The 15064-nt window shown below is 64.3% G+C and carries 15 protein-coding genes and 4 pseudogenes; 8 read left to right on the top strand and 11 right to left on the bottom strand.

All coding sequences use genetic code 11. The features are described 5' to 3' along the window. Positions 1-10: 10 nt before the first annotated feature. The 3 genes and pseudogenes from ON20_RS32670 to ON20_RS39760 form a co-directional block, all read right to left on the bottom strand. Positions 11-1306: a cytochrome P450 gene (locus ON20_RS32670; protein WP_438803466.1), complete on the bottom strand. Its 1296-nt coding sequence runs from the start codon at positions 1304-1306 to the stop codon at positions 11-13. Positions 1307-1438: 132 nt separating this feature from the next. Next, positions 1439-2320, bottom strand: a pseudogene (locus ON20_RS32665) (transposase); the annotation flags it as partial. 513 nt (positions 2321-2833) lie between these two features. Beyond that, positions 2834-3124 (bottom strand): hypothetical protein, encoded by a 291-nt coding sequence (locus ON20_RS39760; protein WP_051163751.1) that lies wholly within the window; start codon positions 3122-3124, stop codon positions 2834-2836. Between the two features lie 397 nt (positions 3125-3521). On the opposite strand from ON20_RS39760, the gene ON20_RS32655 reads away from it, so the two are divergent. Continuing rightward, positions 3522-3908, top strand: coding sequence for an EI24 domain-containing protein (locus tag ON20_RS32655; RefSeq protein WP_083865601.1), 387 nt, complete (start codon positions 3522-3524; stop codon positions 3906-3908). A gap of 118 nt (positions 3909-4026) precedes the next feature. Here ON20_RS32655 and ON20_RS32650 read toward each other — a convergent pair whose 3' ends face one another. Together ON20_RS32650 and ON20_RS35555 are read right to left on the bottom strand one after the other, a co-directional pair. Continuing rightward, positions 4027-5922 (bottom strand): CASTOR/POLLUX-related putative ion channel, encoded by a 1896-nt coding sequence (locus ON20_RS32650; protein ID WP_040842128.1) that lies wholly within the window; start codon positions 5920-5922, stop codon positions 4027-4029. 651 nt (positions 5923-6573) lie between these two features. Then, a pseudogene (locus ON20_RS35555) lies at positions 6574-7202 on the bottom strand (IS5 family transposase); the annotation flags it as partial. Between the two features lie 93 nt (positions 7203-7295). Here ON20_RS35555 and ON20_RS38430 point away from each other — a divergent pair. Next, positions 7296-7520 carry a PDDEXK family nuclease gene (locus tag ON20_RS38430; protein WP_040842076.1) on the top strand — a complete coding sequence of 75 codons (225 nt, stop codon included), beginning with the start codon at positions 7296-7298 and terminating at the stop codon, positions 7518-7520. A gap of 27 nt (positions 7521-7547) precedes the next feature. On the opposite strand, the gene ON20_RS33830 is transcribed toward ON20_RS38430, so the two are convergent. Then, positions 7548-8546, bottom strand: a complete 999-nt coding sequence (locus ON20_RS33830) for a cupin domain-containing protein (protein ID WP_083865600.1) — start codon at positions 8544-8546, stop codon at positions 7548-7550. A 3-nt stretch (positions 8547-8549) separates the two neighbouring features. Continuing rightward, a complete protein-coding gene (locus ON20_RS35550) occupies positions 8550-8972 on the bottom strand; it encodes an amidase family protein (protein ID WP_157229190.1) in 423 nt (140 codons plus the stop codon). A gap of 389 nt (positions 8973-9361) precedes the next feature. Here ON20_RS35550 and ON20_RS38425 point away from each other — a divergent pair, with 389 nt between their 5' ends. Beyond that, positions 9362-9565 (top strand): hypothetical protein, encoded by a 204-nt coding sequence (locus tag ON20_RS38425; protein ID WP_051163749.1) that lies wholly within the window; start codon positions 9362-9364, stop codon positions 9563-9565. A gap of 249 nt (positions 9566-9814) precedes the next feature. Here the strand turns inward: ON20_RS38425 and ON20_RS40155 are convergent, their stop codons facing one another. Continuing rightward, positions 9815-9940: a hypothetical protein gene (locus tag ON20_RS40155; protein ID WP_281032952.1), complete on the bottom strand. Its 126-nt coding sequence runs from the start codon at positions 9938-9940 to the stop codon at positions 9815-9817. Positions 9941-10067: 127 nt separating this feature from the next. On the opposite strand from ON20_RS40155, the pseudogene ON20_RS40895 reads away from it, so the two are divergent. Together ON20_RS40895 and ON20_RS40890 are read left to right on the top strand one after the other, a co-directional pair. After that, positions 10068-10166 (top strand): annotated as a pseudogene (locus ON20_RS40895) (SAM-dependent methyltransferase); the annotation flags it as partial. A 14-nt stretch (positions 10167-10180) separates the two neighbouring features. After that, positions 10181-10462 carry a class I SAM-dependent methyltransferase gene (locus ON20_RS40890; RefSeq protein ID WP_368853952.1) on the top strand — a complete coding sequence of 94 codons (282 nt, stop codon included), beginning with the start codon at positions 10181-10183 and terminating at the stop codon, positions 10460-10462. 42 nt (positions 10463-10504) lie between these two features. Here ON20_RS40890 and ON20_RS32620 read toward each other — a convergent pair whose 3' ends face one another. Both ON20_RS32620 and ON20_RS32615 read right to left on the bottom strand, forming a co-directional pair. Continuing rightward, positions 10505-11404: a phytanoyl-CoA dioxygenase family protein gene (locus tag ON20_RS32620; protein ID WP_040842073.1), complete on the bottom strand. Its 900-nt coding sequence runs from the start codon at positions 11402-11404 to the stop codon at positions 10505-10507. Between the two features lie 87 nt (positions 11405-11491). Next, on the bottom strand, positions 11492-11746 hold the full coding sequence (locus ON20_RS32615) for a hypothetical protein (RefSeq protein ID WP_157229189.1): 255 nt from the start codon (positions 11744-11746) through the stop codon (positions 11492-11494). A 201-nt stretch (positions 11747-11947) separates the two neighbouring features. On the opposite strand from ON20_RS32615, the pseudogene ON20_RS35540 reads away from it, so the two are divergent. The 3 genes and pseudogenes from ON20_RS35540 to ON20_RS32605 form a co-directional block, all read left to right on the top strand. Continuing rightward, positions 11948-12091 (top strand): annotated as a pseudogene (locus ON20_RS35540) (hypothetical protein); the annotation flags it as partial. A 101-nt stretch (positions 12092-12192) separates the two neighbouring features. Further along, a complete protein-coding gene (locus ON20_RS37250) occupies positions 12193-12591 on the top strand; it encodes a hypothetical protein (protein ID WP_040842071.1) in 399 nt (132 codons plus the stop codon). A gap of 348 nt (positions 12592-12939) precedes the next feature. Beyond that, the gene (locus ON20_RS32605) at positions 12940-13776 is read left to right on the top strand and encodes a slipin family protein (protein ID WP_174361963.1); all 837 of its coding nucleotides are present in this window, start codon (positions 12940-12942) and stop codon (positions 13774-13776) included. Between the two features lie 97 nt (positions 13777-13873). On the opposite strand, the gene ON20_RS32600 is transcribed toward ON20_RS32605, so the two are convergent. After that, positions 13874-14776: an alpha/beta fold hydrolase gene (locus ON20_RS32600; protein ID WP_051163756.1), complete on the bottom strand. Its 903-nt coding sequence runs from the start codon at positions 14774-14776 to the stop codon at positions 13874-13876. Between the last annotated feature and the right edge of the window lie 288 nt (positions 14777-15064).

The following is a 15064-nucleotide window of genomic DNA, read 5'->3' as shown; positions in this document are numbered from 1 at the left end:
AAAACTCGAGCTAGTCGGCAGTGAGTTTGGCGGGCATGGAGCGGTAGGCGTGCAGGTTCACCAGGCGACGCGGGATCGGCGGGCCGTCCAAGCGCAGATCCGGATATCGCTCGAAGAGGGTCCGCAGCGCGATGACGCCTTCCATTCGGGCCAGCCGGAATCCCAAGCAGCCGTGTATCCCACTGCTGAACGCGAGGTGATCCGCGGCGTTGGCCCTGGTCACGTCGAATTGTTCGGGATCGGGGAAGACGCTGGGATCGTAGTTTGCGCCCGCCAATGACAGTAAGACCAGGGAACCGCGCTTGACGTGCTGATCGGCAATGTCGACATCACAGTTGGCGATCCGGCCGGTAATCCGCACGGGGCAGTCGTAGCGCAGGATTTCCTCGATCGCGCCCGGCCACAGGTCCGGCTGCGCCATCAGCAGTTTCAGCTGATCCGGATGGCTTGTCAGCAGTGCGATTCCGTTGCCGAGCATGTTCACCGTCGTCAAGAATCCAGCGTCCAGCAGCAGGGCCGCGTTGGCCATCTGCTCACGGCGGCTGAGCTCACCACTCGTTACCAGTGCCGTGAGCAGGTCATCGGCCGGTTCGGCGGTGAGCTTGTCGATGCGCTGGTCGAAGTACTGCTTGACCTCTGCCAGCTCGGCGGTGGCGTGGCGATACGTGGTCCAGGTCAGGGCTGGGTCAACCAGCGGCGCACTGTTGAAACCCCACTTCAGCATGGTCGAATGCATGCCGGCGGGAAACCCGAGAATCTCGGCGATAATCGCGACGGGCACCTGTGCGGCGAAGTCCTCGATCAGGTCCGGTCGCGGCTTTGATTCCAGTCGTTCGAGTAGGCCATCGGTCACTTCAACGGCCCGTTGCTCTAATTTGCCGATCGCCCCTGGGCTGAATGCATGCCCGACCAGGCGTCGGTACCGGGTGTGTTCCGGCGGATCGGTCGCCAGCATCGAGGGCGGTTCTGTGAGGTTGGGAAGTCCCTGGTCCGTCTTGGCCAGCACCCAGCGGATCGGCTTCGGAATGACAGGATGGTCGGGCGTGAACACGTCGAAGCGATTGTCTCGCAGGATGAGACGGCACAGTTCGTAGTCCGCGGTGACGTGCGCTCCCGACAGCTTGGGCAGACGGCCCCGCTGTCGGATCTCCTCGATGAACGGCGACGCGCCGAGCAAGCGATCCCGGCCGAAGATGATCTGCGCGAGGGGATCGCCCCGACGCGCCGACCACAGCAGATAGGACCGCGATAGGCCGTGCAGGAGCAGCCAACGGATCCACGCGCGAGTCAACATTGTCACCTCCATGGTCAAGTCCAGGGGCGTGGTGTATCGGGGTGGTCACCGCTGATCCGGTTTGTGGTCAGGCAGTGACTGCGGCGGGGCGGGTTCCTCCTGTTCCTCGGGGTCGATGCCGGTTGTGGTGGTGGTGCGGGAGCGGGCCGGCAGGTCCGCGCGTGCGGCATAGAGGTGCTCGGCGACCTTCGGCAGTTTCTCCGCCAGGACATCGAGCATGCGGCCATATTGTGCGGCAACAGTTTCCGCGTCCGCCTCATCGAATACCGAGTGCAGCAGCGTGCGTACCCACGGCCACGAACTCTTCGGGCACACCGACATCAAGTTCGCCGTGTAATGCGTGCGGCACCGCTGCCACGACGCGTCGGGCAGGGTCGCGCCGATCGCGGCAACGAGTCCGGCGTGGGCGCCGGAAGTGACTTGGACCCCGAGGATTTCTCGGTAGCAGTCGGCGTTCACACCGGTCGCCACGAGGCAGTGCACGTTCACCACACGGCCGTTCTCGCGGACCTTCGGCACGAGCGCGTCGGAGGCAACGAACGTGTAGGGCCCCTGATCGAGGGGCCGGATGTGGAATACTTCGACCTGCTCGTCCAGGTCACAGGCCATCATCGATACCTGCGACTTCGACAAGCCCTTGATAGCGAGGGACTCGACGAGCTTCTCCATCCGCCGGGTCGACACCCCGAGCAGATAGCAGGTCGCCACGACGCCGGCGAGGACTCGCTCGGCGCGTGTGCGGCGTTCGAGCAGCCGGTTCGGGAAGTGGCTGCCCGTTAGCAGTTTCGGGATAGCCAGGTCGATCGTGCCGACGCGGGTGTCGAAGTCGCGGTGACGGTAGCCGTTGCGGTGGTTGACCTGCTTGCTGCTGCGTTCGCCGTACTCGGCGCCGCACACCGCGTCGGCCTCGGCGCTCATCAGGGTCCGGACGAACGTCGTCGGCATTTCCCGCAGCAGGTCAGGGCCCGCGATGGCGAGTTGATCGGCGAACCACTTGCTCGGGTCGGGACGCTGAACAGCGGTCATCGCGTGAACGTCTCCTTCGAAGATTTGGTCGTCTTGAAGGATCACGCGGTGACCACCCTCTTTCTGGCTACGACACGCTCAGACTTTGCCGGCGCCGGTCATACACCATCCTGCTGGACGCAACCCACCTCCTCTCCACTCCCGGCCTCTTTCTATGATAGCGAATCGCTATGGTGAAGTACCGCTATCTCCAGCGCCTCACTAGGTTGTGCCTCGAAGTCAGGTGAGGCCGGGCCGGTGCCCGTCCTCACCTGTGTCGGATCCATTGGTTGATAGCAGCGATGTGGATTGTGGCCAGGTGGCGGACGGCGAGTTTGTCGAATCGTGTTGCTACGGGGCCCGGTTCTGTTCGAGTTGGTTTATGCCGCGCTCGACCGCGTTGCGGTCCCGGTAGACGGTGGTGTCGAATGCGGGCAGCCGCGATCGCCTCGAGCACGTCGGTGAACTACGGGCTGTCATCGGCTCGGCCCCCGATGAGCAGCATCGCCAAGGGTTTGAGTCCTTGTTCGCAGGTCAGGTGCAGTTTGGTGCCCCCTCCGCCCCGGGTCGGCCCAGGGTGTGAACGGTGGGCTCGGCGCTGGTCCCGCCGGGTGGTTCGGCTTGGGTGGCCGGGTCGCGGCGGGCTCTGGCGACGTGCCGAGGGGCACGCATGATCGTCGAGTTCACACTCACCTGCCAGTCGATGTCGCCGCCCACGTCGGCGAAGGCCTGCAGCATTTTCAGGACGAAGACCCAGGCCCCGGCGCGTTGCCGGCGCCGGAACAGGCTGTAGACGGCCTGCCACGACCCGTACTGTGGTGGCACGACCCGCCGGCGAGCCGACCCGGGTCCGCTACCGGATTCCGTTGATGAGCCGTCACGTCGTCCACGCCGATGGACGGCCGGTCTTCTTCGATCGGGCAGCAACGGTTCCAGGTGCGCAGGTTCCTCCGAAGCCTGCCGCGCCGCTGCGGTGTGGGCGTACCGACACCACCAGAGACAAACCCCGTCGGGGCAGTTCTCGGCACGCTGTCGCGCAGTCACAGGCATCCGAGTGGGGCGCCGATCTCGCCGGGAAACTTACGTTTCCGCTACTCGGCGAGGCAACGTATAGGTCGGCTATGTGCTTGCCATCCCGTTCGGTTCACCGCGAATCGACGTCCCTCGATGACGACATTGCTGATTCGACAAGGCCGGCCGGGGTCGGCTCGACTTCGACAGCATCCGCATCCTGATCCGAGCCCTGACCTGGGCGGTATTGTTGTTCGTCCTCGGCATCCTACCGGTGGTCGGCCAAACCGTCGTCCCCATCGCCGCGGTATTCGTCACCGGATTCTTCCTCGCCCAAGAACTGACCGCGATTGCACTGCAACGCCGAGGTATCGAACTACGCGAACGGCTGACATTGCTCCGCGCCCGTAAGGCACTGGCATGGGGCTTCGGCGCACCCCTCGGCATCGCCCTACTCGTACCCCTCGCGCCGGTCTTACTGATGCCCGGTGCCGTCGCGGGCGCCACACTGCTCACACGGACCCTGCTGAACGAACCGCACCGGAGCCTGCGAGGGGAGCGGGGGGCCCAGACCGATAGCAACAAAATCCCAGGGTAGCCAGCACCCCGAGGAGCAGCCACTCGTTCCGCTGACCCGATCGACCAGAGTTCAGCGATGTTCCGCCGGCCACGCCGTCGACGCCGGCGGGTGCGCGCACCGCAACCCGGTGGCACGGTCAGTCTTCGGCGACCACGATCACGCTGTCCAAAGCGGACAGAGTGATCGGGGTGTCCTTGGGTGGGTTGAGGGTGACACCGTAGGCCGGTGGCCGGCCCGCGTGGTGGTGGAGCCGATAGCCGATCGCTGATTCACCGCGCAACCGCACCGCATGGACAACGGTGGCGAAGTTGATCTCCACGTCGGTGGTGACATAGTCCGAGGCGGGTTTGAGGTAGATCTCCGAGCCACTGGGATCGAACAAGTCGGTGAATACTGCATGCAGATGGCGGTTCTCGGCGAGCTGGGTCAACAGCAGGCTGATCAGTTTGCTGCTGACGATGAAGTCGTCGGCCTTGGTGACCTGTGCGATCTCCCGGTTGGCGTCGTCGTTCATCTCGGTGACGATCGAGTACGGATCGCCGATGTGGACTTCGATGTCACGCAGGTGCAACAGGGTCACCAGGGCCCGGTCGTCGGCGTGGTCCTCCTCGAGCAGGTCGTCGGTGAGCACGATGACGTGCTGGTAGCTGCCCGGGTTCAGCGATTCGAGCGAGCGCCGGCTGGTCGGTTCGCAGGCCCGATAGCCGACAGTCAGGTTGGTCCGCGGACTGTCGGTGACTTCGTGGGGCGGGGGGTGCGGAGCAGCGATGTCGAGCACCGACCCCGGCGCGACATACTCGTCGAGCAGGTCGAGAATCCGGGGGCCGCGCGAATTCCACCCGACCAGCAGGGTTCGGTCGGGCTCGGGGGCGGGGCCGCGATCCGGAACGGTCACCACGGCCGCAGTGACCACCGGCACCGGCTCGGTCGCCAATTCCACCAGAAGATCGTCCTCGGCGATCAGGATGATCTGATCGTCCGTGGCGACCACGGTGTCCATCGGCGGGTTCACCGCCACCGTCCCGTCACCGCGACGCAGTCCCAGCGGGCAGCTGCGGTCATAGGCGCTCAGCGCGTCACCGTAGGTCCGCCCGGTCAGAGTGGGCTCCGCCTGCAGGTAGATCCCGTTGCCGGCGAAGTCGAGCAGATCCGTGCACACCGTGGACAGGCCCGACTGGCGATGCGACTGCACCACGATCCGCACCGTGATGTCCTCGGCGTCGATGACCAGGGTGTCAGCGTCGGTGGCCAACCGGGCTGCGGCCACGTTCTCCGACTGCCGCACCGCGGCGACCACATGCGGTCGCCGGGCCGGCCACGGCCGGTTGTTCAGCAGCAGCAGGGCTTTGATCACGTCGATGTCGGCATCGTCGCCCGGCCGCGGCAGGACAATGATCGACTTGGCGGTGTCCAGGCTGACCAGCTCCAGATCGCTGCGCTTGAGTGGGCTGCCCGACCGGCACGTCACCCGCGTCCGGCCGGTATCGCCGACCCGAGCACGGATCTGGTCCTCCATATCGACCTTGTCCCGATCGGCCAAGATCACCACGCTCGAGCGGCGAGTGCTCTGGTTCGCGCCGGCCAGTTCGGCCACCACGGTGAACGCCTGATCCGACCAGCCCAGCACCACCGTATGCCCGGCCTCGATCAGCGGGGCCCGGCCCTTGCGCAGCTGCGCGATCCGATGTTCCATGCCGGTTACCAGCACACCGATCAACGAACTGACGATGAAGATCCCGCCGAGCGTCACAGCCAGCATCAGCACCAGAAACGGCACGCTGAAAACGGTCGCGTCGTCGCCGCCCATCGTCCCGGGATCGAGCGTGCGCAGCAAACTCATCCACGCCACACCCGCCCAGCCACCCTTGACGCCCGCGACATCAGCCGGCGCCAGAAGCGCGGCCAGACCCGTGATCACCGCGATCAGCACCACAGACGCCAAGCCCAGCCAGCCGATCAACGCCGGAGTCCCGCGATCCATCGTCCGGTCGAACCAGAATCGCAGCCGGTCCCGCACTCTGATCCTGGCCACCCTCACCCCTTCTCACACTCCTGGCAACCCGCCACAGACGAACGTAACGGTCCGCGGCGAATCACGCACCACCAAAACAATATTCACGTCCAGCTCTGCGACGGTGCGAGCATGCCGGGTGATGCCCCGGCGCATCAGCGAACCTCAGGAAATACCCGAACCGCTGATAGGACTTCAACCACACCAACTGTGCCGGCAACACCAGCACATGCTCATCGCCGGCGGTGTGCCTGCCCACGCCAACCCCCTCCGACCACTACCGAGGACTGCCGGCCACCGGACTTCGACACCATCGCCCGCCTCGACGACGCCCAGAGCCCCCGAACCTGTCATCGCGGTACCCGGCGATCAGAACAGGGTGTTGCGGACGCGCAACGGCCGATGGTCGGCCCGCCCGAGCGAGGCCGGTTAGGCGTCGATTTCGACCTCACCTCCGCGTGGCTCAGCCTTGCCGGCACAGCACCACATGGACGGCATCCACCAACTCGCGAGGCGCCCGAAAGTTCCTGATAAAGCGTCTCATGGGGGGAGTTTCTCGTAGCAGATGAGCGCGGCAGCAAGGTCGGCCAAGGCCGCGAAGAGATGGCCGTGACGTTCGTAGCGGATGGCCAGGAGTCGGTACCGGGCGAAGGTGCGTTCGATCTTCCGTCAATGGCGACCGAGCCGGGTGGAGTCGTCGATACCGCAACGGGCGATGCGGGGGTGATGCGCCGGCAGTGCAGCCGATGTCGGTGCACTGCCGACTCGTAGCCCTTGTCGGCGCGCAATCGCTCGGGCCGACGGCGGTATGGGCCGAGCCGGGAAAGGATCACCGGAATCGCTGCCACCAACGGCCGCAGCATGACCCTGTCGTGGACGTTCGCGCCGGTCACAGCGGTGACCAGCGGGATTTCATTCGCACTCCGCAGGACATGGATCGTCGATCCGGACTTGCCCCGATCGACCGGACTGCGGCCGGTCAGCGAACCCCCTTTCGCCTGCACGCTCACCGAATCCACGATCGCCGCCGACCAGTCCACCTCACCGCCGGCACCGAGCCGATCCAACACCTCCCGGCGCAGCCGGTCGAAGAATCCTGCGGTCGCCCACGCACAGAATCGGCGGTGCGCCGTCGGCACGCTCACCCCGAACGCCGGCGACAACTGCCACCACGTACACCCGATGGTCGGCACGAACACGATCGCGACCGATACCGTACGATCATCGACCGGCGCGGTCCCACCACCCCGCCTGCGCGCAGCGAACTTCGGTATCAACGGTTCGGCGATATCCCACAACACATCGCCGAATCAAACGTCGAGCCAGAGCATCCATCACCCGGCAGGCTATACGGCGCAACCACTTCCGTCCACATGAGACGACCTCTACATCTGATGGAGCCGAGACTCCGCCTTGTCCAGGAGAAGGAGTTCACCCTGCCGAACACGTACGGCGCTCGCGGGTACATAGATATCCTCGCCCGGGACATACACGACATGTGGGTCATAGTCGAGATCAATAGGCCCACAACATCTTCCTGGCAGGCGCTGCATGAGGTCGCCAAATACGCGGAGCCGTTCTGCCGGGAGAAGCACTCGCCTCCTGCGGCCGACAGATAGACAATTACCGAGATCCGCTGCTCGGCCTCACTCGAGGCCCAGCTTTACTCTCAACGGTGGGCCGACGTATTTCACGTTGTGCTCGGCGTTGATCTTGTCGTAGACCGCTTGATCGGCCCCGGCCTCGAGGTGTTCGTTTGCAGCGAAGAGGCCTTCGTACCCGGCGGGCGTCATCAAGTTGATCACTTTGACCGGCGGTTGATCTTTGCGGATGTTGTCGAAAGTGTGCGGCATTCCGGGTGGCACGGTGATGAAGTCTCCGGGCTCGAGTTCCACCACTTCATCACCATGTTGGACAGCGAGTACTCCTTCGAGCACATAGAAAGTGTCATCTTGTACGAGATGGTAGTGCAAACCGGGGCCGGTGAGGTATTCGATTGTCATTTCGAAGAAGTCGAATCGCCCACCGGTTTCGTCGCCGGACGCCTTGAACAATGCGGGCCCTTGTCTGTACGGCCTGCCCTCCTTGTTACGGACGATGATCGGTTGCTGACCAGACATTATGTTCTCCTTCGTGGTAGAGCTCTTAGCGGTGTCGTTTGTGCCAGGTCGTGGGCTGCCGATAAGCACGTATACCGGCGAGAAGTAGACCATCGTCGCCAGGTTTCCCGCCGGCTGCAGTGACATGGATAGCCCGTTCACCATGGCCGTCGGTGTCGTCGAGGCGGGTTCCTTGTCCATATTCACCGGGATCACACAACACAGTGTCGTGCTTGCGTCGAGACGCTTTCCGTTCGCATCGATATGTGATGCGATTCTGTGGTCGTTCGGAAGAGCGAGAAGGCCGACCTCATGGAGCGCACGACGGTATTCGTGTGTGAACAGCCGTACGATCCGAGCAGTGTTTACGCAATCCGAAGCGAAGGTGGCAAGACCCCGGCGAAGCCGCGTTCCGAATTCGGGTAGCAATTCGGCCTCGACCATCTCGTCCCGACGCGGGATTTCGATACCCGAAAGCTCAACGCCGATGTGACGCATCGTTTGCGGTCCAGCGTCGATAGCGTCTGCCATGTCGGGTGTGAGCATGGGCTATAGTTGCCGCAGGATGCCGATACGCAATCCCGCGACCGGACGGCGCAGGACGTCCGGACAGTTGAATTCGGGATGGGGGATGCTGGTTGCGGGGTCGCCTCCGACGAGAACAGGAAGTATTCTCGCATAGTCTTCTGCGGATCGAGCAAAGGGGCCGCCATGGTCAAGCTCGTCACCAAAGGGGCACGAGTCGACCAGGCGAAAGGCGAAGTCGGATAAATTGGTCCTTCCGAAGATGATCGCGCCGGCGGAGCGTAGTCGAGCGATGACGGTTGCGTCGCCATCGGGCACCGATGTGGAAAATATTCTCGGTCCGGCCGGCGTCGGATCACCTTTGGTGCAGATGTCGTCCTCGATTTTGTCGAACCACGATGTCCCCGCCCAGCGGATACCGACTGGCGAGATGTCGCACCATGCCACCCACTCTGCGAGCTCTGAGATATCATGCTCAAATCTCCCATGATCTATCCTGTTGCCGTTTCGTGACGTTCTCATCATCGATGACTGCAATCGGATTTATCTCGATCAGCATATACGGAGAGGACATTTTTGATACCTCCAAGCATTGACGATATAGGCGTGGGATCAGGGAAGTATCCGGCACGAATGAGATGCATGGTGTCGAAGTGCTCGATGTTCCATGCGAGTACGTCGACCCGCACTCTATCGGTCAGCGATCCACCCGCAACACCGACAGCGCACTTCAATTTTCGCATACCTGATAGTTCTGGACGTCGACATCTCCAACATATGCGATCCGGCCATGTTGTACCCTGGGTCGCCGTTCCCGATATGAACACCATTCTACCGTGTGCCGCGACGATTCCCATCCCAGCAGATCAGGCCACCACCGCCGTAACCGCGGACCGGCCGGCGGGCATCCACCGGCATTCGACCGGACGCTCTACCGTGACCGCGATGCCGCCGAGCGGGGGATCGACATGCTCAAATACCACCGCGCCGTCACCACACGGTTCGACACACTCGCCGTCCGCTACCCTGGAGATTCGTGATGATATCGGAGACCGGTGAATATCAGGGTGCGTCGGCAGATACGGTCGAGCATCACTACGACATCGGAACCGAATTCTACCGGCTGTGGGCTGGACGCTGGCCTAACCCACTCGTGCGCATTGTGGGCCGACGGCGACGACCTCGATCGCGCTCAGTAGGAGAAAGCTCGACTACCTCATCGAGCAGGCCCACATCACCGGCGCCGAACGGATTCTCGACGTCGGATGTGGCTGGGAAGTCTCATGCGGTCAACAGCCGATCGGCACGGGCAGGTCCGTATCACAGACCTCACCCTCGGCCGAGACCAGTATCATTACGTCCGGGGCCACGCCACAGACCGTATCGATATTCGCCTGGAACACTGGGACGAGCATCGGCCCAGCCACCGATACGACGTCATCTTCTGCATCGGCGCGCTCGCTCGAGCATTTCGTGCGGTTCGGGCTGTCCCGCCGGGAACGCACCGCAGCGTATCGGGCCTTCTTCACCTACTGTCACAGCATGCTTCACCCCGGTGGCAGGCTCATAATACAGACGATCGGCAAGGGCAACCGACCACTCGACCAGAGCTCGATCACCGATGTGCAGTTCCTGGCAAATGAGATCTTCCCCGAATCGGATCCACCGCGACTCGCGGAACTCACCCACGCTTCGGAAAGCCCTTCGAAATCCGTTCGCCGGTCAACGACCGCCATGACTATTCGACAACCTGCGCGGAATGGCTACGCCGACTGCGGGCGCACCGATCCGATGCGGAAAGACTTGTCGGCGCACGCGTCGCCGATGTCTATGAACGCTACCTGGAGGCGTCCATCCGGCAATTCGACGAGGAACACCTCGTGTTGTACCGAATTCTGCTCCGGAAAGCGGCCGGCCCGGTGCGGCTTTCCGAGTGACCGGCCCGCACCGACCACTCGGTCACTTCGCGCTCCGGAACCTCAACCGCCGGTCGCGGGATCGGCGGATTCCGACGCTTCGAGAAGCCGCTTGGGATGCATGCCGCCGACGGCACCCATGAACGGTGGGTGAATACTGTAGCCCAGCATCCGGCGAATGTTCTCGGAAACCGCTTGTGCGGTACGCCGACTGGTGGCCAAGGTAAACGCTTCCTGGGGCCTCAGCCAGGGCTCGCAGTACTGCACGGTCACGCCGAGACGCGGGTCGGTTGTTCGATTCGCGCCACCGCCATGCCACAGCGTGCCGAGATAGAACGCGCACGATCCGGCAGGCATCTGCGCAACCACTCGGGTATCGGACTCGGCCGGTAGGCGTTCGGAATCCCATCGATGGCTGCTGGGCAGTACGACTGTGCCGCCATTGGCGTCGGTGAACGAATCGATAGCCCACATCGTTGCGACACTCAGTGGCGGGCGGGGTCTCGGGATCGGATAGAAACCGTCGTCGTGGTGCAGCATTTGAGCCTCTTCACCGGGAAGGATCTCGATCGCCTGCAGTTGCGAGAGCAGGTAGTTCGGCAGGAGCAACCGATCGAGCAGGGCCAACACCCGAGGATGCTCGACGAGTTCGTCGCATGCGCGAGTCTTCTCGAGCAGGCTGTACACTCGTTTGGTTCGCTCACCCTCGAACGTGTTACGGCCGGTCTGTCCGAGCAGAGGCACGATCGCCGCACGGATGTGCTCGCACTCGTCATGAGTGATCAGGTTCTCCCAGATGATGTACCCGTCACGGTCAAGGGATTCCAGGTCGGCATCGACAACCGCCGGGTCTATCACCCCTGAGGCAGGGATGGTGGCGCGATGGCGGCGGGCCAGATCGGTGCGCAAGTCGTCCATCGTGATGATGGCGTGCACCGCCCGCGGCGATCGTGCAGAGTTCATAGCTACTCCTCGAGCGGATCGGGCAGACCGCCGACCGTAACCAATTCTGGTACTGCTCAGCGCGTTACGCAAGGACGCGAGAGCCCGTCACGGCGAAGGCATCCGGCGGCGGCCTTGCGCCGAACGAAAGCGGACCACGGACTCGTCGGCCACACCAGTTCTCGACTGCTTGCTCGGCCCCCCACGGGCATATCGGTGCCGGGCACGAACGGCCGGATCGAGCGCATCGATGTCGACCAGCAGGTACCGGGATGCGTCGTCGACCTGATCGTGCACACGTGACACCGCGTCCTCGCCTGGCTCACCGGATACCGGCACCTGGCCGGCCGCTGCGAACGCCACGGGCATCTGTTACGGCATTCTTGCACCTCGCTGCCGCGCTCACCTGCTACAAGAAACTCCCCACACGAGACGCGATCTCACCGACGGGGAGGCAGACACGGCGGCTACAACCCCGACCACGAATTCTTCGGCTACCGGCAATCCATCTGATACCGGCCCGGCCACCGAGAAGGAGGCCCCCTCGGTAAATGTCCCGCTACGCGCGGGCTCGGCGTACTCGGGTTGCTGTTCCACCAGCCGAAACCGATCCGGCTCGTCGACCTCGGCGTGCATCCAGCGTCGGTTGGGTTCCCACTGCATCATCCGCCCATGCGCACCTTCCTGGGGGTGCCGGTCCGCATCCGCCCCACCCCGATATCCCGCCGCAGGGATGACAGGGCCTACCATCGGCTGCGCGGCCGGGCCGGACACCGACGCCCGGCAGAGCCAGGACGGTGGCGGGGACCATGGTCGATGAGGCATTCCCACAGGCCGGAGTATCCGAGGCGACGACGGGCACGGCGATGGAAACGCTGCCGCTCGCTCCCGGCGGCGGGGCCGGCGCTGTTCCTGCCGTGTTCCGGGCCTGGGCACAGGCCGCTACACCGCCGAGCCGGCCGCCGCATTCGCCCGACCAGGCCATGGGGGCGATGCAGCGGGCCGACGCCGAAACGTCGTTGCTCGCACTGTCACGGCGGCTGCCGTTCGGGATCGTGGCAGAGGTGTTCCGGCCGTCGTCGCTCCCCCGGCGCGGCGATATCCCGGGCCCGAGTACAGCCGGCACTCGGTGGCCAGGAAATAGTCGAGTCCTGGCCGTGTATTCCGATCGCGGTGCGGGTATACACGACAACCGCGATCCCGGCTGACCTTCGGTATCACCCGGCGACCATGACACCACCTCCGACATCGACACGATTGCCTCTGGCGTCACGACCGAGATTGCGGTGGCGCGGGCCAACGCCCGCGGCCGGCAGATACCGGGCCGGAGCATGTCGTCCAGGACGCCCGGCCGACCGATGAAGACAACCGGTTGCGCGCACGACAGGATGCGGCACCGCGACCTCGATGTTCCAGCGGCCGAACTGCTCCCCTCCCGAGGTCATTCGGCACTATGGACGATCTGCGCCCGATCGCATCATGGGCAGATACTGGTTCATATCTGTGAGGGAGGCGTCGTGAACGTCGTCACCGGTGTCATCCTTGTCGTCGTCGTGATGGCGCTGATCGCCGGAGCGCTGTCGATTCGAGTGGTGACCCAGTACCAGAAGGGTGTCCTCTTCCGCCTGGGACGAGTCATCGCGGTCAGAGATCCTGGCCTGAGGTTCATCATCCCCGTCCTCGACCGGTTGCGGGTCGTGTCGATGCGCATCGTCACCTTGCCGATCCAATCGCAGGGAATCATCACCCGCGACAACGTCAGTGTCGATATCTCCGCGGTGGCCTACTTCCGGGTGGTCGATGCCGAGAAGTCGGTCGTCGCGATCGAAAACGTCTATGCGGCGATCGGTCAGATCGCCCAGACCACGCTCCGGAAAGTGGTCGGCCAGCACACCCTCGACCAGGCACTCGCCGAGACCGATGTCATCAACGCCGACATCCGGCAGATCCTGGACGCCACCACTTCGGAATGGGGAGTCGAAGTCACGCTGGTCGAACTCAAGGACATCCAACTGCCCGACAGCATGCAACGTGCGATGGCCCGACAAGCCGAAGCCGAACGCGAGAAGCGAGCGAAGATCATCGCCGCCGAGGGGGAATCGCTCGCCGCGGCTGCGCTCGGCGACGCCTCCGACACGATGATGGCGCACCCGCTGGCCCTGCAATTGCGCAACCTGCAGACCCTGGTCGAACTGGGGGCGGACAAGAACACCACGGTCGTGTTCCCGGCACCGCTGATGAGTGCGATCGGCGACATCGGCTCCTTCTTCGCCCGCGAATCCGCCGCCACCACCCTGGATTTCGCCGCCCCCCCGACGTCGCCCACCCAGGCCGAGCCGACCACATCCGACGGAATCGCCGCAACTTCACCGATCCCACCTGCATCCGGGTAACCGATCTCCGATATTCACCGGAACTCCAGCGTCGGTGCCCCGGCGTGCTTGTCGATGGACAGCGATCCGGGTGAAAATCCGACTCGACCCGCGCGGGTCATCTGCGGTAGGCCGATGGTCGATCGGTGACGGCGTCAGGGTGCACAACTGGTTCGCGGATCACGTTGGTGATCAATTCGCCGAAGGCGTGGGGGTCGTACATGAGCCAGGTATGCCCGCCGGGCACGGTGATGGTGTGCGGGTCACCGAGGGCGGTCTGCAGCGACATCGAGGTGGATTCGGGTATGACCGTGTCCCGTGTGCTCCATACGACGAAGATGGGGAGGCGGCGTTCGGCGAGTGCGGTGAGCTCGGAGGCCAGGTCGGCGGTTCGGGCGAGGTAGGCGGCTTCCCACACCCCGGTCGGGTTCCGCAGCATATTCGGCACCGCCTCGCACAAGATCACCGGTAGGACCCGGGTCACTTGGCGGTGGGGAAGCAGATCGGCCTGCAGGTGCAGGCCCCAGTCCCACAGCGGACGTTCACGCAGCGCGCGCACCGCTCCGCGGCCGTCGGTCCATGCCGAACCGCCGATTGAGTTCACGAGTACCAACCGCTCGGCGAGATCGGGCAGGTCATGGGCGGCTTTGATCGCGACGCCGCCGCCGAAGGAGTGCCCGACCACGGTCACAGGTCCGGACAGACCGACCGTCTCGGCGAAGTAGCCGACCCACCGGGCGTATCCTGTGAGGGTTCGGTGCTCGGCCGGCAAGCCGGCGGTTCCGCCGAACCCGGGCAGCGCCGGGGCGTACACGCGCATCCCTATGCGGATGAGCTGATCGAGCGGACGGGCATAGGCCCGTCCGCCGAGTCCCCAGCCGTGCAGGAAGAGCACACGAGGGCCGAGGCCGCCGACCGCGTATCGGGCGGTGCGGCCCTCGACCAGGATCGACCGCCACCGCAGTCGAGGCCGCCACCGCAGTCGAGAAGAGCGGCGCTGCGGTGGCTGTTTCGCGTTCATGGCTTCCACCACACGGAGATCGCACCGGGGTGAAACCGGTCCCGGCTCTTGCAGCAGTGGGAACATCGGGCGCCGGTTCGGCTCTGCGTCGGCGACCCGATCGGCAGGCACGCCTGGGGCGTCGCTGCGCAGGTAACTCCCGCAGGCCGGAAGCACTGGAGAAGGTCTCGCCGCTGTGGCATCCGAACTCCTGACGTCGTCTCGACTGGTCCGCTGTTCACCCTGGGGCGGCGAAGTCACGGACAGTTGCGCTTTCGCGACCGCTCCGGACAGCCGGCCGGCCTATGT

The organism is Nocardia brevicatena NBRC 12119 (genome assembly GCF_000308495.1).
GTDB classification, from domain to species: Bacteria; Actinomycetota; Actinomycetes; order Mycobacteriales; family Mycobacteriaceae; genus Nocardia; species Nocardia brevicatena.
This window is presented reverse-complemented; position numbering and strand designations above follow the sequence as displayed.

Excerpts from the sequence above, each read along its gene's own strand:
- ON20_RS40155 (WP_281032952.1), bottom strand. The coding sequence starts at position 9,940 with ATGCTCGTCCCAGTGTTCCAGGCGAATATCGATACGGTCTGTGGCGTG.
- ON20_RS32620 (WP_040842073.1), bottom strand. The coding sequence starts at position 11,404 with ATGAACTCTGCACGATCGCCGCGGGCGGTGCACGCCATCATCACGATG.
- ON20_RS32600 (WP_051163756.1), bottom strand. The coding sequence starts at position 14,776 with ATGAACGCGAAACAGCCACCGCAGCGCCGCTCTTCTCGACTGCGGTGG.
- ON20_RS32605 (WP_174361963.1), top strand. The coding sequence starts at position 12,940 with ATGGCGCTGATCGCCGGAGCGCTGTCGATTCGAGTGGTGACCCAGTAC.
- ON20_RS33830 (WP_083865600.1), bottom strand. The coding sequence starts at position 8,546 with ATGCTCACACCCGACATGGCAGACGCTATCGACGCTGGACCGCAAACG.
- ON20_RS37250 (WP_040842071.1), top strand. The coding sequence starts at position 12,193 with ATGGTCGATGAGGCATTCCCACAGGCCGGAGTATCCGAGGCGACGACG.
- ON20_RS32670 (WP_438803466.1), bottom strand. The coding sequence starts at position 1,306 with ATGGAGGTGACAATGTTGACTCGCGCGTGGATCCGTTGGCTGCTCCTG.
- ON20_RS38430 (WP_040842076.1), top strand. The coding sequence starts at position 7,296 with ATGGAGCCGAGACTCCGCCTTGTCCAGGAGAAGGAGTTCACCCTGCCG.